Source organism: Enterobacter cloacae complex sp. 2024EL-00214, assembly GCF_043945575.1.
Taxonomy (GTDB): Bacteria; Pseudomonadota; Gammaproteobacteria; order Enterobacterales; family Enterobacteriaceae; genus Enterobacter; species Enterobacter cloacae_P.
Map to the genome: position 1 here is coordinate 102,104 of NZ_JBIMRC010000005.1, position 21,195 is coordinate 123,298.

The following is a 21,195-nucleotide window of genomic DNA, read 5'->3' on the forward strand; positions in this document are numbered from 1 at the left end:
GCGCTAGCGTTTACCGGGCCAGCGGGTCTGTAAGCCGGATGCGAAGTATCATCCGGCAATACATTACTGTTGCAGCGAAGACTGGATCGCGGTCAGCGCGATGGTGTAGACGATATCATCTACCAGCGCACCACGGGACAGGTCGTTCACAGGTTTGCGCATACCCTGCAGCATTGGCCCGATGGAGATCAGGTCTGCAGAACGCTGTACCGCTTTGTAGGTGGTGTTACCGGTGTTCAGATCCGGGAAGATGAACACGGTAGCGCGACCGGCAACCGGTGAGTTAGGCGCTTTGGATTTCGCCACGTCAGCCATTACCGCAGCGTCGTACTGCAGCGGGCCGTCGATCATCAGGTCAGGACGTTTTTCCTGCGCCAGACGGGTCGCTTCGCGAACTTTCTCTACATCGCTGCCTGCACCAGAAGTGCCGGTAGAGTAGGAGAGCATCGCCACGCGCGGTTCGATACCGAAGGCAATCGCGGAGTCTGCAGACTGGATAGCGATTTCAGCCAGCTGTTCTGCCGTTGGATCCGGGTTGATCGCACAGTCGCCGTAAACGTAAACCTGTTCAGGCAGCAGCATGAAGAACACGGAAGACACCAGCGAGCTACCCGGTGCAGTTTTGATCAGCTGCAGTGGCGGACGGATGGTGTTCGCGGTGGTGTGAACAGCACCAGAAACCAGACCGTCAACTTCGTCCTGTTCCAGCATCAGCGTACCCAGCACCACGTTGTCTTCCAGCTGTTCACGCGCAACGGCTTCGGTCATGCCCTTGCTCTTACGCAGCTCAACCAGACGGGCAACGTAGCTTTCGCGAACCACTTCCGGGTCAACGATTTCGATACCCGCACCCAGCTCAACGCCCTGAGAGGCCGCCACACGGGTGATTTCATCCGGGTTACCCAGCAGCACACAGGTCGCGATACCGCGTTCTGCGCAGATAGCTGCCGCTTTAACGGTACGTGGTTCATCACCTTCAGGCAGAACAACGCGTTTGCCCGCTTTACGCGCCAGCTCAGTCAGCTGGTAACGGAAGGCTGGTGGAGACAGACGACGGCTGCGCTCAGAAGTCGCAGTCAGGGATTCGATCCAGTCTGCATTGATGTAACCCGCAACGTATTCCTGCACTTTCTCGATACGTTCGTGGTCATCAACCGGCACTTCCAGGTTGAAGCTCTGCAGGCTCAGGGAGGTCTGCCAGGTGTTGGTGTTCACCATGAAGACCGGCAGGCCAGTGGCAAAAGCGCGCTCGCAGAGCTTGCTGACGCGTGGGTCCATCTCGTAAGCACCGGTCAGCAGAATGGCACCGATTTCCACGCCGTTCATTGCTGCCAGGCAGGCTGCAACCAGCACGTCAGGGCGGTCTGCGGAGGTCACCAGCAGGGAGCCTGCGCGGAAGTGTTCCAGCATGTGCGCAACGCTGTGGGCGCAGAATGAAACCGCGCGAATGCGGCGCTGCCGGATGTCTCCTTCATTCAGTATCTGCGCATTCAGATGGCGGGCCATATCAATTGCCCGTACGGCAATTAATTCCGCACTCCAGGGGACAGCAGCCAGTACCGGAACAGGACTGTTCGAACAGAGTCTGGCCGTAAAGTTATGCCACGCCAGCGGGCGTGAAAGCCCGTCTTGTGGCGCAGACATTTCACTCTGGATCGCTTCGCGCCCTTCCTGCGGAGCATTAATCTTGTTGACGATCACACCAGAGAGCATCTTTTTTGCGCTACCTAACCCGCTGCGCGCCAGTTCCATACGTTCATGCAGCTGTGCAGGCGTTTGTCGCCCGTGGGACATCACCAGCACAATTTCAGCATTCAGCGTCTTCGCGATCTCGACATTCAGCGATTGCGCAAACTGATGCTGGCGTGTCGGGATAAGTCCTTCCACCAGCACCACTTCCGCATGCTCGCTGGCGGCATGATAACGGGCAACAATGGTTTCCATCAGCACGTCTTTCTGATTGCAGGAAAGCCAGGCTTCTGCATCGCTCATTGTCAGCGGTGCACCCGCATGCAAGCCCGTCCTTGCACGGATGATCGCAGTGGTGCGATCGGGCACGGCATTCTCATCCCGGGGCTGAGCGATGGGTTTATATACGCTCAGCCGGACGCCTTTACGCTCCATAGCCCGGATCACCCCAAGACTGACGCTGGTCAGGCCGATACCGGGTTCCGCAGGAATTAACATGATGGTACGTGACACGGAGTCTCCTCATCAGACATGAAAAAGCCTGTCACCACCGGCAACAGGCTTTTGACGTTTACGGTTTCATCGCCATCAGGTCAGACAACGCAATATGTTTCTGGTAATCAACATTATCGAAACCAAAACCGTTGAGCTGCAGGAACTCTTTTTTGTACCCTGCGTAATCGCCAACCTGCGTGAAATTGTCGTCGTTAAGCGTGCTCATTAACTCGCTCACCGCATGCTGCACGTCCGGACGTAACTCCCGGTCATCAACACGAATAAGCCGGGAAGAATCAACCGATACCTGTCCCCCGGCGTAGAGTTTATCGGTGAACAGACGCTGCATTTGCTCAATACAGGTTTCATGCAATCCCATCTGTTTCATCACCTGATACAGGCACAGCACATACGGGGAAAATGCGGGGATAAAGACGCTGGCTTTGGTGACCAGCGCTTTACAGACCGACACCCAGGCCCCGCCATTATCAGCAGACAGTTGCGCATTCAGGCGCTCCGCCGTCTGAGACAGATGCTTCTTCGCCAGCCCTAAGGTTCCATCATGGTAGATGGGGTATGTCATTTCAGGGCCAATATAGGAAAAGGCTACCGTTCTCGCCCCTTTCGCCAGCGCGTTATGGTGCTGCAGCCAGTGGATCCACTCCTCCCAGTCTTCACCGCCCATCACCTTTTCCGTCGCCAGGATCTCGGCGTCATTCGCCACATCCAGTACGGTGGTATCCAGACAATCCTTTTCCAGATTAACGGTCTTACCGCTGAAAGGTTTTCCCACCGTTTTCAGACAGGAGCGCCACATTTCACCGGTTTTAGGATCGGGGCGCATACCGGTTGCCAGGCTGTAGACAACCAGGTCAATTTGGCCACCGAAATCACGATTGATAAGCTCAATAACCTGTTCTTTTACTTCGGCAGAAAAGGCATCACCCACGATATTATGGGCAATGCGCCCTTCTGCTTCGGCCTGCTGGCGGAAATAAACGTTGTTATACCAGCCTGCCGTACCCACACCCTTTTCGCCCGGCCCACGTTCAAATGATACGCCAATGGTATCCGCCTTCGCGCCACCAAATGTCAGCGCGACTCTGGCAGCCAGGCCAAAACCGGAAGATGCCCCAAGAATTAACACACGTTTAGGGCCATGCTGAATTTGCTTGTGATGCTGGCTGTAATGAATCTGATTTTTCACCGCCTGCTTGCAGCCCTCAGGGTGGGCCGTTCTGGCCACTACACCATTAATAACAGGTTCAATAATCATCTTTATATCCTTATGCTCTTTTTTTCGGAGCCATCACCACGGCAATGCCTTCAATAACAATTTCGTTATTCTGGTTGGTGGTGGTGGTGGCTAATTTGGCAATATTTTTCTCGGTATTCAGCTCAATCACTTCGCAGGTGGCTTTAACGGTATCACCAATATAAACCGGGCGGCGGAATTTATTATCCTGCCCAAGATAAATGGTTCCCTCGCCGGGTAATTGCATCCCCAGTACGGCAGAGGTCAACCCGGACACCAGCACGCCATGCGCGACGCGCTTGCCAAAGATGCTCTCTTTTGCCACCACGTCATTGATATGTACCGGATTGATATCGCCGGAAATACCTGAAAACAGCAGCACATCACTTTCAGTGATCGTTTTTTCAAAACTGGCTTTTTGGCCAATAAACATATCTTTGATTGTATAAGACACGGTCATACCCTCGATAGATAATCGCAATATTAAAAAAGAATCGGAGAAATCAGTTGAACGATTATTTCAAACTTAGCTGCATTGGCTGTTCACTGAAGATACGCGCATCCATCGTTTTTAATGATGGGCTGATCTTCGGCATAAATTCCATTTTATCAAGAATATCTCGATGCAAATCAATACCAGGTGCTATCTCTACCAGCTCAATCGTACCGGCGGTTAATTTAAATACTGCCCGTTCGGTAATGTAATATACCGTCTTATTATTCTTACGGGCCGTATCGGAAGAGAATGTGATTTGTTGCACCTGCTTAATGAACTTCAGTATATGGCCATCGCGGCGGATATTGAGTTGACCGTCTTCAACGACAATATCGCTTTCACCAGCGGTAAACGAGCCGCAGAAGAAGACCTGTTTTGCGTTCTGGGTGATGTTAATAAACCCACCGCAGCCCGCAATTTTCACACCAAATTTTGAGACATTAAGATCGCCTTTTGCATCCGTCTCCGCCAGCCCCAGAAAAGCCTGATCCAGACCACCACCATCATAGAAATCAAACATTTGATCCTGAGTAATGATGGCCTCAGGGAATGCTGATGCCCCAAAAGAGAGCCCACCGGCCGGGGAACCCCCGATTGCGCCCGGCTCAACGGTGGCAATCAGTTCCTGCGTCACGTGTTCTTCATCCGTGATTTGCGCAATCACTTCCGGAGCACCAATGCCGTAGTTAACAATCGCATTCTTTTTCAGCTCCATTGCCGCACGCCGCGCGATGATTTTCTTGACGTCCAGCGGACGAGGCTTACGTTGATCTCCGGTGCGAGCACCGCGACCAACATAATTTTCGTTCATCGCCTCGGCAAAGGTCTGCATGTGTAATTCACCTTCAGCCACCACAATAGCATCAACGAAAATCCCCGGGATCTTCACCTGCTGCGGATCCAGCGAACCATCCGGAACAATGCGCTTCACCTGGACAATCACCTTTCCCCCCTGGTTATGCACCAGTTGAGCCGCCGCCAGGTTTTCCAGAATCAGGCATTCGTCTTCCATCGTAATATTGCCCCGGGTATCTGCTGTCGTCCCCCGCAGAATAGCGATATTGGCGTCGATTTTTTTATAGAAGAGGTTTTCAACGCCATTCACTTCGGTATACGTCACAATATCTTGCGTTGTTTTGGCATTGATTTTTCCCCCTTCAACGCGGGGATCGACAAATGTGCCTAACCCCACGTGCGTGAAGGTGCCCATTTTGCCTGCCGCGCTGTCACGGAACAGGTGACAAATAACGCCCTGTGGTAAGTTATAACCCGTTATTTTCCCTTCATTCGCGAGCTTTTGCAGACGTGGGATAAGACCCCAGTGTCCACCAATGGCACGGCTCACAAGCCCTTCATGCGCCAGGCGATTATTGGCCTTCTCTTTTGCATCGCCCTGCCCGGCCGCAAAAATAAGCCCCAGATGGCGAGGGTGCCCCGTCGCCAGGAATTTGTCTTCAATTGCTTTTTCAATAGACTCCGGTACGACAGCACCAATAAAACCACCCAAAATGACGTTATCGCCGTCCTGAATTAAATCAGCTGCCTGCTGTGCCGTAATTTGTTTGACAGATTGCATGATAATAACCTTTTTAAATTAAAAAGAATGTGGCGTAAGCGATCATGGCGACCACTGCGAATACAGGGAAAATACAGGTAACGATAAACAGCTCTTTATAGCTTTGTTTATGTGTTAAGCCGCAGACGCCCAGCAATGTAATAATGAAGCCAGAATGAGGTAGCGTATCGAAGGTCGAGGCACTGAAAACAATCACCCGGTGCATCAACCCGGCAGGAATATTATGTTCGACCGATAACGCCATCAGTTCTTTACCGAATGCCAGCATCGCCAGCCCAACGCCACCGGACGTGGAGCCCACAATCCCGGCCAGCACTGCCGTTCCAACAGAAGCCGCAATCATTGCTGACCCTGGGATAGCAAACACCGCGGCCTTGATCACCGCAAAAACCGGCAACATTTTCACCACACCGCCATAGCCCACCTGGGTTGCAGTGTTAAAGATGGGAGTCAGCGAGTCGTTCGCCCCCTGCGCCAGTGTTCGGGTTGTGTTTCCAATCTCTTTACGATAGAGCACCAGCGTAACGACAATGGCAATACACAGCGAAACTGTAATAGCCCAAATCCCCTGAATACCGCCAACGCTGGCGTAATGCTGAATGACATGGTCAAGTTCGAAATATTGTGTGAGCAAAATATTACCGAAAATAACGATTGCAATCGGTGTCATGGCAACCAGGATATTTCCCTGCGCAATAGTTTTCTCACCCTCCAGCCCTTCTCCGTAACCTTCACCCTGGCTTTTAGCCTGCCTAACCAGACGGGTCATATACCACACGCCAATAATTAACCAGACAAGCGTCCCGATGATGCCGATATCCATACCGGAATAGATAGTCGTTTTAAAAATCGGAATGGGAATAGTGTTAATAAACTGCGCCGAACCTGGCGCAACATAAGCCGGTAAACATCCCGCACAAATTGCGCTGGGTAGCAAACGACGAGGGTAATCGCTGTTGATAAATATAGTTCTGGCGATAGGTAAAACGGCAAAGACCACAACAAAAACAGACACACCGCCGTAGGTAAGTAAAAATGATGCGAGAATAACTGCGAGGATCGCTTTTTGCGGCCCCATTGCCTGGGAAATAAACTGCGCAATCGTTAATGCTGCACCACTGGCGTTCATTAACGTACCAAATATCGCGCCTACGAGAAATATGGGGAAATAGGCAGCAACAAATCCCACCACCGACTGCATAAACGGGCCTGTCCAGGAGTAGAGCACGGGTATTTCTGACCCCAGGAGTACCGCAAGCATGGCCATTAATGGTGAGACAATTAATACGGGTACGCCACGATAGATAAGATAAATAAGTAAAACCAAAGAGAGGATTAATCCAGTCATAATGTCCTCTGAGAATAAGAGTGCTGTTCGCATTGACGATACAATGCGAACAAAGGTTATTTTATTGTGCGCGTTTGATAATGATTGCAGTCCCCATACCGCCACCAATGCAGAGTGACGCCAGGCCTGTTTTTTTATTCTGCTTAATCATTTCATAGAGCAGTGAAACAATAATGCGTCCACCGGATGCACCTAATGGATGTCCCAGCGCAATGGCTCCGCCGTTCACGTTAGTCCGCCCTTCAAACCACGCGGCGTCGACGCCATGTTCAGCACACAATCCACGCATCACGCCAATGGCCTGCGCGGCAAAGGCTTCGTTGAGTTCCAGCAGTTCAATATCGCGAAGGGTCAATTTGCCACGCGTGAGCGCATCCGCAATGGCCGGCACCGGCCCCAGCCCCATCACGGCGGCATCAACACCGCCCTGTCCGCAGGCGATAATTTCAGCCAGCGGCTCCAGATGCCACTTGTCTACCGCCTCCTGAGACGCCAGGATCAGCGCGACAGCGCCGTCGTTAATACCAGAGGCATTACCCGCGGTCACGGTGCCTTGTTTGTCAAATGCCGGTTTTAATTTGGCAAGCTGTTCCAGAGAAGCGTCTTTACGCGGGTATTCATCACGCGCAAACTGCGTTTCGCCTTTTCTGCTGGTGACAGTCACGCCAGCAATTTCATCGTCGAAACGACCTTGCTCCACCGCCTGCACCGCACGTTGTTGGCTTTTCAGTGCGAAAATGTCCTGCTCTTCCCGACTGATGGAATATTTCTGCGCAATATTTTCTGCCGTCACCCCCATGTGATAGCGGTTAAATACATCCGTTAGCCCATCGGCTATCAGCGAATCGGTCATCTGTTGGTTGCCCATCTTCAGACCAAAACGGGCACGGCTATCGACCAGATACGGTGCCTGGGACATGTTTTCCATACCCGCAGCAACAACCAAATCCATCTCACCACTTTTGATTTTTAGCGTGCCATCAATGACGGTTTTCATGCCGCTGCCACAGATCATATTCAGCGTCAGTGCCGGAACCTGAAAAGGGATCCCCGCTTTTACCGCTGCCTGCCGCCCCGGCCCCATTCCCTGTCCTGCAGCCAGAACGTTGCCGACGATAACCTCATCAATATTTTCAGGATTGATTTTACTCTGGGCGATAGCGGCTGAAATGGCGGTAGCAGCCAGATCACTGGCGGGAACGCTCATCAGACTCCCACCGAACGCCCCCAGCGCAGTACGTTTCGCACCAACGATATAGACTTTTTTCATCATCGGCTCCTCAGATAACCAGCCCGCCATCGATCTTCAGCGTCTGACCGGTAATAAAGCTCGATTTTTCGCTGGCGAGGAACAGGACACCGTTGGCAATGTCTTCCGCAGTTGCCATGCGGCCCAAAGGGGTTTTGGCAATCATGTGGTCAATCACTTTTTCCGGCAGATCTTTGGTCATTGGAGTCACCACAAAACCCGGTGCGACACAGTTGGCGCGTACTTTTGCCCCTTTACGGGCAAACTCTTTAGCCCAGCCTTTCGTCATTGCAATAACGCCGCCTTTCGTCGCCGCATAATTACTCTGGCCGATATTACCGTCGGTTCCTACAACGGAAGACATGGTGATAATGGAACCGGTATTGTTTTCCATCATGATGGGGGCCACCGCCTGAGTCATATTGAAAACACCCTTCAGGTTAATATCAATAACCAGATCCCAGTCCTGTTCCGTCATCTTATTAATAAGATTATCACGGGTGACGCCCGCATTATTCACCAGGACATCAATATGACCATCCTGCTGCTGGATTTTATTTACCACTTCCTGAATGGCCTGCCGGTCGCAGACATTAAGCGTAACAGGAATAACATTTTTAAGTACTTCGCTATCACCATGCTGAATATCACAAGCATAAATCTTAGCTGCACCAGCCTGCGAGAAGAGCTCTACGATTTTTCGGCCAATACCTTGCGCCGCACCAGTAACAATACAAATTTTATTATGCATATTGTTCTCCATAGAAAATTATCCCGTATGTTTACGAGAATTACCTGAGGTAACCTTCGTATTCAGTAATAACAACTATGGTGTCACTAAACAATCTAAAGAGGATTATCAGCAAGGTGCAATAAAAACTGATTAACATTTTTCACACAATACCAACAACGCAAAACAAACTCTTTATTTTCAATGAAATAACACCTTTGAAATCACCCTGGCACAGGGTTGAATAGCGATCAAACTCACATACCGAACAAAAAAAATCGCCCGTTAATTAAAAAAAATAAAAACTGTTTTGCAAAAAACGATGGTCTATTTTAACCCGATCAATTTTTCAGATAATAACTTCCAGGACGCAACTCAAACATTGACTTCGTTCTTCCCCCCGCCCTATACTCTGATAAAACAAAGCAGTAATTATAACATTCGAAATTACCTTTATTCCTTTAAGAAACAAACCATCTTGTTCAATCTCTGGGGGAGTGAATGCTGGATAAAACTGTTTTCTTTATGCATGTCGTACGCTGCGGTTCGATATCTGAAGCAGCAAAAGAATTTCACATTACGGCAGCAACAGGGAGTCGCTGGTTGAAGGAGTTAGAGGAAAAACTAAACGTTCCTTTACTTATTTCCACCACACGCAAAAGCCAACCGACAGAAGCCGGCATGCTGTTATATGAACGTTTTTATGCTGCTTATTTAGGTATTCAGGATATTTATAAAGAAGTCGAAACCTCCAACAACACCGATCGGGGCGTGATCTCAATAGCCTCAACTCCGCTATTCTCACGAAATTTTCTTTCCAAAATCATCGGTGAATATCTCTTTATTTGCCCGGAAGTGAGTTTTCGTATCGAAGAAACAGCCTATGTTGATGAAAAAAATAGCGATATTGATTTTTATATTCGCGCCGGTGCTACCTATCGCGGCCATATGGAGCCAGACAGCCAGTTAATCAAGAAAGCCCTCTTTAACTATCCTCTGGTTGTATGTTGTTCACCCAGCTATATCGATTCATACGGTGAACCGCAGTCGCCCGAAGAGCTTAAGTTCCATAACTGTATTTATACTTCAACGCTGGTAGGGGGGAACCGATGGCAGTTTGACGTGGACGGGGATGTTACGACCATAGAGATAGCCAAAACAGTAGAGATTGAGAATAGCGAGTTTCTCAAGGACGTTGCCCTGGCCGGGGGAGGCATTGCTTATCTTCCGCTCCCACTGGTCAAGAAAGAGCTGGAAAAGGGTGAACTGGTTTCTATTCTGGATAACTATATTAAGAGTAAATTTGAGATAAGTCTTTGGTTTCGTTCGCTAAAGGTCATGCCATCGCGATGCCTTAAATTTAAAGATTTTCTGGTGAAGAGGACTCTGGAAATCAAAGATCTGATCCACTACTCCTGAGCCATCTGCGTCAGGCCCGGCAATACGTCTCGCCGGGCTTGCGTCTTCAGACAGATTAACTCGAACAGCTCACTTCCAGCCGTTTGCCCCACTCCGGCGGGCGGTTCGCATAGTCGTCGCACCTGTCGGCAAATGGCGTACGCAATGCAATATGCAGACGGTGCAGCTCTTCAACATCCCCCTGCTCTGCCTGGGCGATCGCGCGCTGTGCCAGCCAGTTGCGCAACACTATCGCAGGGTTTGACGCCTTCATACTGGCCTGCCGGGTGGCGTCATCAACCTGCTCCTGCTGCAAGCGGGCGCGGTAAGTGGCGAACCAGTCATCAAATGCCTGCCTGTCGATAAACTCATCGCGCAGCTGTGACGCAGTGCTGTGCTGTTCCGTTTCGCTCAGCATGCGGAAAGTACGGGTGTAATCGCTGCCCTCGCGGGCCATGAGAGCGAACAACGCATTCAGAATGTCGTTATCCCCCTTCTCTTGCGTCATTAACCCCAGTTTGCTCCGCATCAGTTGGCCATATTCACGCAGCAATATCTCCTGATAGCTGTCGAGTGCATCATTCAGGCCGTCAACGTCGATAAATGGCGACAGGCTTTGCGCAAGGCGCTGGAGATTCCATAACCCCACGGCAGGCTGGTTGTCAAAACTGTAGCGCCCCTGATAGTCCGAGTGGTTGCAGATATAACCCGGCTGATAGTCATCCAGGAAACCAAACGGACCATAATCGAAGGTCAGCCCCAGAATAGACATGTTATCGGTGTTCATCACGCCGTGCGCAAACCCCACGGTTTGCCAGCGGGCGATCATCGAAGCGGTACGCGCGACAACATCGCGGAACCAGAGCACATATTTATCGGCCTCATCCTGCAGATGTGACCAGTGGCGACGAATAGCATAGTCAGCAAGCTGGCGAACCTTTTCCGGCTCCCGACGATAGTAAAAGTGTTCAAAATGCCCAAAACGCAGGTGGCTTTGCGCAATGCGCATCAGCATTGCGCCTTTTTCCATCGTTTCCCGGGCGACCGGAGTGTCGCTGGTGACAATCGACAACGCACGCGTGGTGGGGATACCCAGCGCATGCATTGCTTCCGACGCCAGGCATTCGCGGATGGTTGAACGCAGTACCGCACGGCCATCACCCATGCGCGAATAAGGTGTCAGGCCTGCGCCTTTCAGATGCCAGTCAACTGTGTCCCCGTTGGGAAGTTGCTGTTCGCCAAGCAGGATACCCCTGCCATCACCCAGTTGCCCCGCCCAGACGCCAAACTGGTGTCCGCTGTAGACCTGAGCAAGTGGCTGCATGCCTGGCAGTAGCGTTTCGCCACCCCAGACGCCTGCACCCTCTGAAGGCTGGAACATACCGGGCGGGATAGCCAGCTCACCTGCCAGCCGGTCGTTGTGCCAGATAAGGCGGGTATTTTGTAATGGTGTTGGTTTGAGTGCGGTATAAAAGCCGGGCAACTCATCATGCCAGTGCGCAGTAAAAGACAGGGTCATAGGTCCTCCTGCTTTTAGTGTAGAGGGTTTACCTGGACTTAAACACGGGCGAAAGCAAGGGTTATCGCTGAACCAGCGTGGTGACCTGCTCCGCAGAGACCGCTGGCCAGAGTGTTCCCTGCATCGCGCCAACGTTAAAGGATAAGATTCGTTGCAATAAGTTGTGATCGTCAACCCCGGACACGATCACCGACTGGCAATGAGGCGTTATTTGCCAGAGGATTGCGCGCATAAAAGGCTCAAAAGAGAGTTCGGGCGCACGCTGCTGGATAAAGCCCTTGTCCAGAATAACCCGCTTAAACAAACCGTCATACACCGCTTTGAGAGAGGCTGCACCTGCACCAAAATTGGCCAGAACCAGTGGAAACCGGATCGCCATTCTCGCCAGAACCAGATCGTCCTTGCCGTTATTTAAGCCTGGATAGTTCTCATTAACCGTAAACTCCAGAAACGGATAACGTTCGAGTAATGAAACGGTATTCTCACTAGTTAATAAAAATTCAACAATAGCAGGTGTAATATTGATCCATGCAATTAACTGGTGCTGAATAAAAAACAGTTTGCAGGTATCAAGCAATTGCAGCTTTTCGTGAAACAGCGAGAGCTCTTCTGCAGGGGTCAGACGTGCGATAACCAGTTCAGTCGGGATGCGTACATTTGGGTAATGACTCCAACTTATTGATAGTGTTTTATGTTCAGATAATGCCCGATGACTTTGTCATGCAGCTCCACCGATTTTGAGAACGACAGCGACTTCCGTCCCAGCCGTGCCAGGTGCTGCCTCAGATTCAGGTTATGCCGCTCAATTCGCTGCGTATATCGCTTGCTGATTACGTGCAGCTTTCCCTTCAGGCGGGATTCATACAGCGGCCAGCCATCCGTCATCCATATCACCACGTCAAAGGGTGACAGCAGGCTCATAAGACGCCCCAGCGTCGCCATAGTGCGTTCACCGAATACGTGCGCAACAACCGTCTTCCGGAGCCTGTCATACGCGTAAAACAGCCAGCGCTGGCGCGATTTAGCCCCGACGTAGCCCCACTGTTCGTCCATTTCCGCGCAGACGATGACGTCACTGCCCGGCTGTATGCGCGAGGTTACCGACTGCGGCCTGAGTTTTTTAAATGGCGGAAAATCGTGTTGAGGCCAACGCCCATAATGCGGGCGGTTGCCCGGCATCCAACGCCATTCATGGCCATATCAATGATTTTCTGGTGCGTACCGGGTTGAGAAGCGGTGTAAGTGAACTGCAGTTGCCATGTTTTACGGCAGTGAGAGCAGAGATAGCGCTGATGTCCGGCAGTGCTTTTGCCGTTACGCACCACCCCGTCAGTAGCTGAACAGGAGGGACAGCTGATAGAAACAGAAGCCACTGGAGCACCTCAAAAACACCATCATACACTAAATCAGTAAGTTGGCAGCATCACCTACATTTGTACCGACGCCAGTAAAGTTAACCATAATCTCTAAACCTTTCAGCTCACCTGCGCTATTACGGGCAGGCTGGAGCAAAAGTTCAGATTGGTAATCATTATCTAGCGTGATAATCATTGCACTCGCCCCGCACTAAAGATGAGAGAGGACATCCTGGAGCAATTGCCGACACAATTCCACTGTCTTGATTTTAATAAGATTAATTTCATTAGTTCCGTATTATTTTTCAGATTTATCCCTGAATCTAAAATAATCTTATCCTGGTTGCTGAATAATAGCCAGTTTTAGATAAAACAGACACATATGGACATAACTAATTCGTCGTAAATTTAACTTTAATCATCTTATTCCAAAAAATCGGCATAGTATATTCGCTCCCATGCCGCCATAAGTGATTTGTGTGCTTTGCACTAAATACGCCGTGCTTGCCAGAAGTTTTTACGCCAGTAGACATTATCGAGCGAAGAACGCATCACTCCACGGCTGGTCGAGGCGTGAATAAACTGGTTATCCGTATCATAAATGCCGACATGAAGGCCGCTTTCACCCGATCCGGTTTTGAAAAAGACCAGATCACCGGGCAACAAATCATCTTTATCGATTTCCGTACCAATTTCAGCCTGCTTACGTGTTTCGCGCGGAAGCTGTAAGTCAAACTTATCGCGGAATGTCATCAGGACAAAACCGGAACAATCCACACCACCACGGCTCATGCCGCCGTAGCGATAAGGCGTGCCGCGCCAGTTGCTCAGCTGATCGTTCAGGCTGGCAATGACTGTAATTGAATCAGAAAGCCGCGGGTTAGGCGGCGGCGCACGATGGCTACTGCATCCCGCAAGAAATAACGCTGCCACCAGGAGAAACCAGAATCGCATTTTCAGACGAATCCTCTGCTTTTTTTGTTCTTTTCGTAATTTAGCGTGCAATTGTGCTAACAGGCAAGAAACGCTTACTCCTGCGCGGTAGAAATCAGCATCTTATGTCCTTCTATATCCAGCCTGCGGAACGCCATGTTGTAAGCGCGAGCCAGATTAGGCGGCGTCAGGACGGTGTCACGCGTGCCACTGGCGATCATTTTCCCCCGGGCCAGGAGCCATACTCTGTGCGCATGACGCAGCGTATGGTTCAGGTCATGGCTACTCATCACGACCGCAATACCCTGACGGCTCAGCGCGCTTAGAAGGGTATCCAGTGCAGCCTGCTGAGCAACATCCAGACCGCTCATCGGTTCATCCAGAAGGAGCAAACGCCCGTGAGGATTTTCTGCGGGATGGATCTGGAGAATGACAGCCGCCAGACGCACGCGCTGCCATTCTCCACCGGAAAGCTGGCTGGCGTGCCGGGACAGTTTATCTTCTAACCCTAACGCCGCAGCCACTTCCGTGAGCAACGCCGTGTGCTGTTTATCGTGCAGATGCAGCATCAGGTAGTGCCAGACAGGCATCGCAAACGGCGGAATCTGCTGCTGCACCAGGTAGCTACGCCGGTGCGCCAGTGATACCGGTGACCAGTCGGCCAGGGAGTGTTCCAGTAAAGAGATCTCCCCCGGCCCGCTGGTCAGCCCCGCCATACGCGCCAGCAAGGTGCTCTTCCCCGCGCCATTCGGCCCAACAAGATGCAGGATTTCTCCTGCATTGATTGTCGCCGTTACCGGCTCCAGACGCTCCTTCTCGGCAACGTCCGTAAGCTGCATCAACAACGTCATTATTTCGCCAGTGCCCGCTTGATAGACTCAGTGAGCGTCGGGTCTTCAGGTGTCATATCCGGAGAAAAACGCTGAATAACCTGACCGTCCCGACCAATCAGGAATTTTTCGAAATTCCACAGGATATCGTCCGGATAAAGCGGAGCACGCCCTTTGCTCGCCATACGCTCGTAGAAACCGCTCCCTTCTGGCGCAACGGCTGTCGGCGCGGCGGCAACCAGCTTCGCATAGAGTGGGTGGCGGTCTTCACCATTCACATCAATTTTACTGAACAGCGGGAATGTCACGCCGTAGGTGGTGCTGCAAAACGTTTTGATCTCTTCTTCGCTGCCCGGCTCCTGGCCCAGGAACTGGTTGCACGGGAAGCCCAGCACGGTAAAACCGTCTTTCTCCCAGACTTTCTGGATGTTCTCAAGTTGTTCATACTGCGGAGTCAGACCACATTTAGACGCCACATTCACCAGCAGCAAAACCTTGCCCTTATACCCTTCCAGCGTGGTCTTCTCGCCGTCAATGGTGGTCACTTCGGTATTCAGAATATCGTACTGCATAGCATCCCCTCAGGTTGTCTTACGTGTAGTGATTTAACGTCCGGCTTTTAATAGTAGCCAGATAAATACCGGCGCGCCCAGCGTGGCTGTCACTACACCGATGGGCAGCTCAGCGGCTGTCAGCGCGAGCCGGGCGATGATATCCGCAATCAACAGCGTTGCCGCCCCGGCAACGGCCGAGGCAGGAAGTAAGGTTCGATGGTCGGTGATACCACACAGACGCAGCATGTGCGGTATCACCAGCCCGATAAAGCCAATCGCCCCTGCCAGCGCCACGCTAACGCCTGCCATCCAGCCAATGGCAATCACCAGCACATTACGCCAGAGTGCAATTGGCATGCCGAGCTGACGAGCCGACGTTTCGCCCAGCGCAAGAATATTCAGCGGATGCGCCTGGAAACCCGCCCACAGAATGACCGGGATCAGTAGCATCATTAGCCAGCCTTGTCGCCAGTCGACGCCACCAAAACCGCCCATCATCCAGTACATCAACTGACGCAAATCGAACGAGGTAGAAAAATAGACCGCCCAGGTCATCAACGCACTGCAGATGATCCCCAGCGCCACCCCGGCAAGCAGCAACCGGCTGGTCGATAAATGCCGTCTGGCAAAGCGCAGCAAAATGATGGTTATCAGCAACGCGCCGAGGATGGCACTCAGACTGATTGCCCAGGCTGACAGTTCGCCGCTCCCCAGCATGACGGCCGCAATCAGCCCGACCCCCGCGCCATTCGAGACGCCAAGCAGCCCAGGTTCCGCAAGAGGGTTTTCAAAAAGCGCCTGCATAATTGTACCGCACAGCGCCAGCGAGGCTCCCACCAGGATCACCGCCAGCGTACGCGGCAGGCGAATTTGCCAGACGAAAAGCTGCCCGTCAGGGCCAAACCAGCTTTCCGGCCCCAGCCATCTGTCGCCTGCGCATAAGCTGACACCAGCGGCGGCAATGAGCAGCAGCACGAGGACAAGCAGGCGGCGTCGGTCGGAGCAGTGCTGGCGATGGGCAAAATCAAACATGGATGCAGTTATATAAAGATGAGATGGTATTGATTTTACGGCGGGTTTGCCAAAGAGCGCAAAGAAAAAAGGCCGCGATAGCGGCCTTTTTAGTTAGTTCATATTACTCTGCTTTGGGCGTTGCGTTTTCGACACGGCTTTTTAACTTCTGACCGGGTCTGAAGGTCACCACGCGGCGGGCTGTAATGGGAATATCTTCCCCCGTCTTCGGGTTGCGACCCGGACGTTGGTTTTTGTCTCGCAAATCAAAATTGCCAAAACCGGAGAGTTTTACCTGCTCACCGTTTTCCAGAGCACGACGGATCTCTTCGAAAAACAGCTCTACCAGCTCTTTGGCATCCCGTTTGCTAAGCCCAAGCTTATCAAACAGATATTCTGACATTTCAGCTTTTGTAAGCGCCATAGGTTCAATCCCTCAATGATGCCTGGAATCGCTCTTTTAATGCCTCTACACATTTGGCGACGGTAGCGGCAATCTCCTCTTCTTCGAGTGTACGGCTGGTATCCTGAAGGATCAGGCTGATAGCGAGGCTCTTGAAACCTTCCGCTACGCCCTTGCCGCGGTACACGTCAAATAAGTTTACGCCAACTACCTGATTTACGCCAACTTTCTTACATTCGGCCAAAATATCTGCTGCTGGCACGTTTTCAGCGACCACAACCGCGATATCACGGCGGTTCGCCGGGAAGCGAGAGACGTCCTGCGCCTGAGGAATGACGCGGTCTGCAACCGGGTTCCACTCCAGCTCGAACACGATGGTACGACCATTCAGATCCAGTTTACGTTCCAGCTCAGGGTGAACAACACCAATGAAACCAACACGTTTGCCGTCTAAATAAATGGCCGCACTCTGGCCCGGATGCAGGGCCGGGATGGCTTCCGCACGGAATTCAATTTCAGATAATTTACCGGTCAGATCGAGAATAGCTTCCAGATCGCCCTTCATATCGTAGAAATCAACCGTGCCTTTTGCCAGATCCCAGTGCTCTTCATAGCGGTTACCGCTGATCGCACCAGCCAGCATGAGATCCTGACGGATGCCTAAATTTGCCTGATTATCTGGTACAAAGCGTAATCCACTTTCGAAAATTCGCACGCGGTTTTGCTGGCGATTCTGGTTATACACGATAGTACCCAGCAGACCCGTCCACAGAGACAGACGCATCGCGGACATTTCGCTGGAGATTGGGCTTGGCAGGATCAGGGCTTCCTGACCCGGGTGGATCAACTGCTGCAGCTTAGGATCAACGAAGCTGTAGGTGATCACTTCCTGGTAGCCTTTGTCGTTCAGCATGGTTTTCACACGCTTCAGGGACAGGTCAGCTTCGCGGTGGGAACCCATGACCAGACCCGCCTGAACAGGTTCGTCAGGAATGTTGTTGTAGCCGTATACGCGAGCCACTTCCTCTACCAGGTCTTCTTCGATTTCCATGTCGAAACGCCAGGATGGCGCAACGGCTTTCCACTCGTCCTGACCTTCCGTCACTTCACAGCCCAGACGACGCAGAATGTCGCTCACCTGCGCATCGGCAACGTGATGGCCAATCAGACGATCCAGCTTGCTGCGACGCAGCGTAATGGTTGCACGCTTCGGCAGTGCCTCTTCGTGAGTCACGTCGATAACCGGGCCGGCTTCACCACCGCAGATGTCGATCAGCAGGCGGGTTGCACGTTCCATCGCTTTGTACTGCAGAGCCGGGTCAACGCCACGCTCATAACGGTGAGAAGCGTCGGTATGCAGGCCATGACGGCGTGCACGGCCGGTGATGGAAAGCGGGCTGAAGAACGCACATTCCAGCAGGACGTTTTGCGTTTCATCGTTCACGCCAGAATGGTCGCCACCGAAGATACCGCCCATCGCCAGCGCTTTGCCGTGATCGGCAATCACCAGCGTATCTGCGTTCAGTTTCGCTTCGCTGCCGTCCAGCAGAACCAGGGTTTCACCCTCTTTTGCCATACGTACAACGATACCGCCTTCGATACGGTCTTTATCGAACGCGTGCATTGGCTGACCCAGTTCCAGCAGAACGTAGTTAGTCACGTCAACCACAGCATCGATAGAACGGATACCGCAGCGGCGCAGCTTCTCTTTCATCCACAGTGGCGTTGGGGCTTTAACGTTGATGCCTTTCACCACACGACCGAGGTAGCGTGGGCAAGCGTCAGCCGCTTCAACCTGGATTGGCAGCGTGTCGCTGATGGTGGCTGCAACCGGTACAATTTCAGGTGCGTTCAGTTCAGCCTGGTTCAGCACGGCCACATCACGCGCCACACCGATAATGCCTAAGCAGTCCGCACGGTTTGGCGTTACGCTGATTTCGATGGTGTTGTCATCGAGTTTCAGATATTCGCGGATATCGGTACCAACAGCAGCATCCAGAGGCAGCTCAATGATGCCATTGTGATCGTCGGAAATACCCAGCTCAGAGAACGAGCACAGCATGCCTTCAGACGGCTCACCGCGCAGTTTCGCAGCTTTAATTTTGAAATCACCCGGCAGTACTGCACCCACAGTTGCCACGGCCACTTTCAGGCCCTGACGGCAGTTTGGCGCACCACAGACGATATCCAGCAGGCGGTCACCGCCTACATTCACTTTTGTTACGCGCAGTTTGTCCGCGTTAGGGTGCTGTCCGCACTCCACCACTTCACCCACGACGACACCGTTAAACGCACCCGCAACAGGCTCAACGCCGTCCACTTCCAGACCCGCCATCGTGATTTGGTTGGAAAGCGCTTCGCTATCGAGCGTGGTGTTTACCCATTCGCGTAACCACAGTTCACTGAATTTCATTGTTCTGTCCTGCCCTTATTTAAACTGTTTGAGGAAACGCAGATCGTTTTCGAAGAATGCACGCAAATCGGTAACACCGTAGCGCAGCATGGTCAGACGCTCCATGCCCATGCCGAACGCAAAACCGGAGTACACTTCTGGATCAATACCCACGTTGCGCAATACGTTTGGATGCACCATGCCGCAGCCCAGCACTTCCAGCCATTTGCCGTTTTTGCCCATCACGTCAACTTCCGCAGACGGCTCGGTGAACGGGAAGTAGGAAGGACGGAAACGAACCTGCAGATCTTCCTCAAAGAAGTTGTTCAGGAAATCGTGCAACGTGCCTTTCAGGTTGGTGAAGCTGATGTTTTTATCAACAATCAGGCCTTCCATCTGGTGGAACATTGGGGTGTGCGTCTGATCGTAGTCGTTACGATACACACGACCCGGCGCGATGATGCGGATTGGTGGTTCCTGATCCTTCATGGTACGGATCTGAACGCCAGAGGTCTGAGTACGCAGCAGACGTGTGGCGTCAAACCAGAAAGTGTCGTGGTCAGCGCGTGCCGGATGATGGCCTGGGATATTCAGGGCATCGAAGTTGTGGTAGTCATCTTCGATTTCCGGGCCAGTCGCCACGGTAAAGCCGAGCTCACCGAAGAAACTTTCAATGCGGTCAATGGTACGGGTCACCGGATGCAGGCCACCGTTCTCAATACGACGACCCGGCAGAGAAACATCAATTGTTTCCTGCGCCAGACGGGCATTCAGTACTGCGCTTTCCAGCTCAGCTTTACGCGCGTTCAGTGCCTGTTGTACCTGCTCTTTAGCTTCGTTAATCACCGCACCCGCTGCCGGGCGCTCTTCCGCTGGCAGTTCACGCAGGGTAGTCATTTGAAGGGTCAGGTGCCCTTTTTTACCCAGATATTCGACGCGGACATTGTCTAACGCGGCAACATCTGAGGCCTGATTAATGGCGGCTGTTGCACTGGCAACCAGCTCTGCGAGATGTGACATGATTTTCCTCATTATGTCGGTGCAGACACCGATTTGGTGGACTTATTCTCTCGAATTTAGACACAAAAAAAGCCTCCATCGGGAGGCTTATCTGGCGCTGTTTTTCGTTTCATCTTTCACGCGCTAGCCTCCTGAATTCAGGTGCTAAAGTAAAAGAAGAAGCGGAAAATAGCAGCATTCATGCTTGCGTTACCTTGTGTGGTAAAAACCGTTAAGACCTTATTGAAAAGCCTGGACGGGTAAATGTCAATCTTCTGATGGTGTTAAATGAAAAGAGGGAGCAAAGCCCCCTCTCTCAACTGGCTTACGCCAGTGCTGCTTTCGCTTTTTCGACCAGAGCGGTGAACGCTACTTTGTCGAATACTGCGATGTCAGCCAGGATCTTACGGTCGATTTCAACAGAGGCTTTTTTCAGGCCGTTGATGAATTTGCTGTAAGAAATACCGTTCTGACGTGCTGCTGCGTTGATACGCGCAATCCACAGTTGACGGAACTGACGCTTACGTTGACGACGGTCACGGTAAGCGTACTGACCAGCCTTGATAACAGCCTGGAAGGCAACGCGGTATACGCGTGAACGCGCACCGTAGTAGCCTTTAGCTTGTTTCAGAATTTTTTTGTGACGTGCACGAGCAATTACACCACGTTTTACGCGAGCCATGTGAGCTCTCCTGTATCTATATTCTTAGAAAAAAAATTAAACGTTAACGACTTATGCGTACGGCAGGCACGCGATAACCAGACCCAGATCGCCTTTAGACACGAGGCCTTTTGGACGCAGGTGACGTTTACGTTTAGTAGATTTTTTGGTCAGAATATGACGCAGGTTTGCGTGCTTACGCTTAAATCCACCACCACCGGTTTTTTTGAAGCGCTTAGCAGCACCGCGTACGGTCTTAATTTTTGGCATCTTAATAACTTCCACTTCGCATTGTTAAATAA

General features: G+C 51.8%; 21 protein-coding genes, 1 pseudogene and 1 other annotated feature. Of the genes and pseudogenes, 1 reads left to right on the top strand and 21 read right to left on the bottom strand.

The features are described 5' to 3' along the window. Positions 1 to 63: 63 nt before the first annotated feature. The 7 genes from pta to ACHHZ6_RS07615 form a co-directional block, all read right to left on the bottom strand. Positions 64 to 2,202: a phosphate acetyltransferase gene (gene pta, locus ACHHZ6_RS07585; RefSeq protein WP_395122055.1), complete on the bottom strand. Its 2,139-nt coding sequence runs from the start codon at positions 2,200 to 2,202 to the stop codon at positions 64 to 66. 58 nt (positions 2,203 to 2,260) lie between these two features. Next, complete coding sequence (gene fabV, locus ACHHZ6_RS07590; RefSeq protein ID WP_395122056.1) at positions 2,261 to 3,460, bottom strand: enoyl-ACP reductase FabV; 1,200 nt, start codon at positions 3,458 to 3,460, stop codon at positions 2,261 to 2,263. Between the two features lie 10 nt (positions 3,461 to 3,470). Beyond that, on the bottom strand, positions 3,471 to 3,893 hold the full coding sequence (locus tag ACHHZ6_RS07595; protein ID WP_182918566.1) for a MaoC family dehydratase: 423 nt from the start codon (positions 3,891 to 3,893) through the stop codon (positions 3,471 to 3,473). Positions 3,894 to 3,954: 61 nt separating this feature from the next. After that, positions 3,955 to 5,511 (bottom strand): acyl CoA:acetate/3-ketoacid CoA transferase, encoded by a 1,557-nt coding sequence (locus ACHHZ6_RS07600; RefSeq protein WP_196391185.1) that lies wholly within the window; start codon positions 5,509 to 5,511, stop codon positions 3,955 to 3,957. Between the two features lie 13 nt (positions 5,512 to 5,524). Continuing rightward, positions 5,525 to 6,859, bottom strand: coding sequence for a GntP family permease (locus ACHHZ6_RS07605; RefSeq protein ID WP_196391184.1), 1,335 nt, complete (start codon positions 6,857 to 6,859; stop codon positions 5,525 to 5,527). A gap of 61 nt (positions 6,860 to 6,920) precedes the next feature. Then, the gene (locus ACHHZ6_RS07610) at positions 6,921 to 8,129 is read right to left on the bottom strand and encodes an acetyl-CoA C-acetyltransferase (protein ID WP_182920042.1); all 1,209 of its coding nucleotides are present in this window, start codon (positions 8,127 to 8,129) and stop codon (positions 6,921 to 6,923) included. A 10-nt stretch (positions 8,130 to 8,139) separates the two neighbouring features. Then, a complete protein-coding gene (locus tag ACHHZ6_RS07615; protein WP_395122057.1) occupies positions 8,140 to 8,859 on the bottom strand; it encodes an SDR family oxidoreductase in 720 nt (239 codons plus the stop codon). 480 nt (positions 8,860 to 9,339) lie between these two features. On the opposite strand from ACHHZ6_RS07615, the gene ACHHZ6_RS07620 reads away from it, so the two are divergent. Then, entirely contained in the window at positions 9,340 to 10,257 is a 918-nt protein-coding gene (locus ACHHZ6_RS07620; RefSeq protein ID WP_182918570.1) for a LysR family transcriptional regulator, read from the top strand. 55 nt (positions 10,258 to 10,312) lie between these two features. Here the strand turns inward: ACHHZ6_RS07620 and selO are convergent, their stop codons facing one another. From selO to rpmI, 14 genes and pseudogenes are all read right to left on the bottom strand, one after another. Continuing rightward, on the bottom strand, positions 10,313 to 11,755 hold the full coding sequence (selO, locus tag ACHHZ6_RS07625) for a protein adenylyltransferase SelO (RefSeq protein WP_182918571.1): 1,443 nt from the start codon (positions 11,753 to 11,755) through the stop codon (positions 10,313 to 10,315). 61 nt (positions 11,756 to 11,816) lie between these two features. After that, positions 11,817 to 12,410, bottom strand: a pseudogene (locus ACHHZ6_RS07630) (EAL domain-containing protein); the annotation flags it as partial. A 20-nt stretch (positions 12,411 to 12,430) separates the two neighbouring features. Continuing rightward, a protein-coding gene (locus tag ACHHZ6_RS07635) for an IS1-like element IS1B family transposase (protein ID WP_095033700.1) occupies positions 12,431 to 13,128 on the bottom strand; the annotation gives its coding sequence in 2 pieces (ribosomal slippage) (positions 12,431 to 12,879 and positions 12,879 to 13,128; 699 coding nt in all). Positions 13,129 to 13,156: 28 nt separating this feature from the next. Further along, positions 13,157 to 13,306 (bottom strand): hypothetical protein, encoded by a 150-nt coding sequence (locus ACHHZ6_RS07640; RefSeq protein WP_395122058.1) that lies wholly within the window; start codon positions 13,304 to 13,306, stop codon positions 13,157 to 13,159. Between the two features lie 293 nt (positions 13,307 to 13,599). Further along, positions 13,600 to 14,064: an NlpC/P60 family protein gene (locus tag ACHHZ6_RS07645; protein WP_182271164.1), complete on the bottom strand. Its 465-nt coding sequence runs from the start codon at positions 14,062 to 14,064 to the stop codon at positions 13,600 to 13,602. A gap of 74 nt (positions 14,065 to 14,138) precedes the next feature. Beyond that, complete coding sequence (gene btuD, locus ACHHZ6_RS07650) at positions 14,139 to 14,894, bottom strand: vitamin B12 ABC transporter ATP-binding protein BtuD (RefSeq protein WP_395122059.1); 756 nt, start codon at positions 14,892 to 14,894, stop codon at positions 14,139 to 14,141. Then, positions 14,894 to 15,445 (bottom strand): glutathione peroxidase, encoded by a 552-nt coding sequence (locus tag ACHHZ6_RS07655; protein WP_182918574.1) that lies wholly within the window; start codon positions 15,443 to 15,445, stop codon positions 14,894 to 14,896. The genes btuD and ACHHZ6_RS07655 overlap by 1 nt, the downstream gene beginning before the upstream one ends. A gap of 33 nt (positions 15,446 to 15,478) precedes the next feature. Further along, on the bottom strand, positions 15,479 to 16,459 hold the full coding sequence (btuC, locus tag ACHHZ6_RS07660) for a vitamin B12 ABC transporter permease BtuC (protein ID WP_182918575.1): 981 nt from the start codon (positions 16,457 to 16,459) through the stop codon (positions 15,479 to 15,481). A gap of 103 nt (positions 16,460 to 16,562) precedes the next feature. After that, the gene (ihfA, locus tag ACHHZ6_RS07665; protein ID WP_003857805.1) at positions 16,563 to 16,862 is read right to left on the bottom strand and encodes an integration host factor subunit alpha; all 300 of its coding nucleotides are present in this window, start codon (positions 16,860 to 16,862) and stop codon (positions 16,563 to 16,565) included. A gap of 4 nt (positions 16,863 to 16,866) precedes the next feature. Next, a complete protein-coding gene (gene pheT, locus ACHHZ6_RS07670) occupies positions 16,867 to 19,254 on the bottom strand; it encodes a phenylalanine--tRNA ligase subunit beta (RefSeq protein ID WP_182271160.1) in 2,388 nt (795 codons plus the stop codon). A gap of 15 nt (positions 19,255 to 19,269) precedes the next feature. Beyond that, positions 19,270 to 20,253, bottom strand: a complete 984-nt coding sequence (gene pheS / locus ACHHZ6_RS07675; RefSeq protein ID WP_182271159.1) for a phenylalanine--tRNA ligase subunit alpha — start codon at positions 20,251 to 20,253, stop codon at positions 19,270 to 19,272. 62 nt (positions 20,254 to 20,315) lie between these two features. Beyond that, positions 20,316 to 20,440 (bottom strand) — a sequence feature (Phe leader region). Beyond that, entirely contained in the window at positions 20,391 to 20,435 is a 45-nt protein-coding gene (gene pheM, locus ACHHZ6_RS07680) for a pheST operon leader peptide PheM (protein WP_001386830.1), read from the bottom strand. Its footprint overlaps the feature before it by 45 nt. A gap of 117 nt (positions 20,441 to 20,557) precedes the next feature. After that, complete coding sequence (gene rplT, locus ACHHZ6_RS07685) at positions 20,558 to 20,914, bottom strand: 50S ribosomal protein L20 (protein ID WP_000124850.1); 357 nt, start codon at positions 20,912 to 20,914, stop codon at positions 20,558 to 20,560. A gap of 51 nt (positions 20,915 to 20,965) precedes the next feature. Next, the gene (rpmI, locus tag ACHHZ6_RS07690) at positions 20,966 to 21,163 is read right to left on the bottom strand and encodes a 50S ribosomal protein L35 (RefSeq protein ID WP_003030583.1); all 198 of its coding nucleotides are present in this window, start codon (positions 21,161 to 21,163) and stop codon (positions 20,966 to 20,968) included. Positions 21,164 to 21,195: the final 32 nt, after the last annotated feature.

Coding starts and splice junctions, on each gene's coding strand:
- btuC (WP_182918575.1), bottom strand. CDS start 16,459: ATGTTTGATTTTGCCCATCGCCAGCACTGCTCCGACCGACGCCGCCTG.
- ACHHZ6_RS07645 (WP_182271164.1), bottom strand. CDS start 14,064: ATGCGATTCTGGTTTCTCCTGGTGGCAGCGTTATTTCTTGCGGGATGC.
- ACHHZ6_RS07605 (WP_196391184.1), bottom strand. CDS start 6,859: ATGACTGGATTAATCCTCTCTTTGGTTTTACTTATTTATCTTATCTAT.
- rplT (WP_000124850.1), bottom strand. CDS start 20,914: ATGGCTCGCGTAAAACGTGGTGTAATTGCTCGTGCACGTCACAAAAAA.
- ihfA (WP_003857805.1), bottom strand. CDS start 16,862: ATGGCGCTTACAAAAGCTGAAATGTCAGAATATCTGTTTGATAAGCTT.
- ACHHZ6_RS07615 (WP_395122057.1), bottom strand. CDS start 8,859: ATGCATAATAAAATTTGTATTGTTACTGGTGCGGCGCAAGGTATTGGC.
- pheT (WP_182271160.1), bottom strand. CDS start 19,254: ATGAAATTCAGTGAACTGTGGTTACGCGAATGGGTAAACACCACGCTC.
- ACHHZ6_RS07600 (WP_196391185.1), bottom strand. CDS start 5,511: ATGCAATCTGTCAAACAAATTACGGCACAGCAGGCAGCTGATTTAATT.
- ACHHZ6_RS07640 (WP_395122058.1), bottom strand. CDS start 13,306: ATGATTATCACGCTAGATAATGATTACCAATCTGAACTTTTGCTCCAG.
- btuD (WP_395122059.1), bottom strand. CDS start 14,894: ATGACGTTGTTGATGCAGCTTACGGACGTTGCCGAGAAGGAGCGTCTG.
- ACHHZ6_RS07620 (WP_182918570.1), top strand. CDS start 9,340: ATGCTGGATAAAACTGTTTTCTTTATGCATGTCGTACGCTGCGGTTCG.
- selO (WP_182918571.1), bottom strand. CDS start 11,755: ATGACCCTGTCTTTTACTGCGCACTGGCATGATGAGTTGCCCGGCTTT.
- rpmI (WP_003030583.1), bottom strand. CDS start 21,163: ATGCCAAAAATTAAGACCGTACGCGGTGCTGCTAAGCGCTTCAAAAAA.
- ACHHZ6_RS07655 (WP_182918574.1), bottom strand. CDS start 15,445: ATGCAGTACGATATTCTGAATACCGAAGTGACCACCATTGACGGCGAG.
- ACHHZ6_RS07610 (WP_182920042.1), bottom strand. CDS start 8,129: ATGAAAAAAGTCTATATCGTTGGTGCGAAACGTACTGCGCTGGGGGCG.
- fabV (WP_395122056.1), bottom strand. CDS start 3,460: ATGATTATTGAACCTGTTATTAATGGTGTAGTGGCCAGAACGGCCCAC.
- pheS (WP_182271159.1), bottom strand. CDS start 20,253: ATGTCACATCTCGCAGAGCTGGTTGCCAGTGCAACAGCCGCCATTAAT.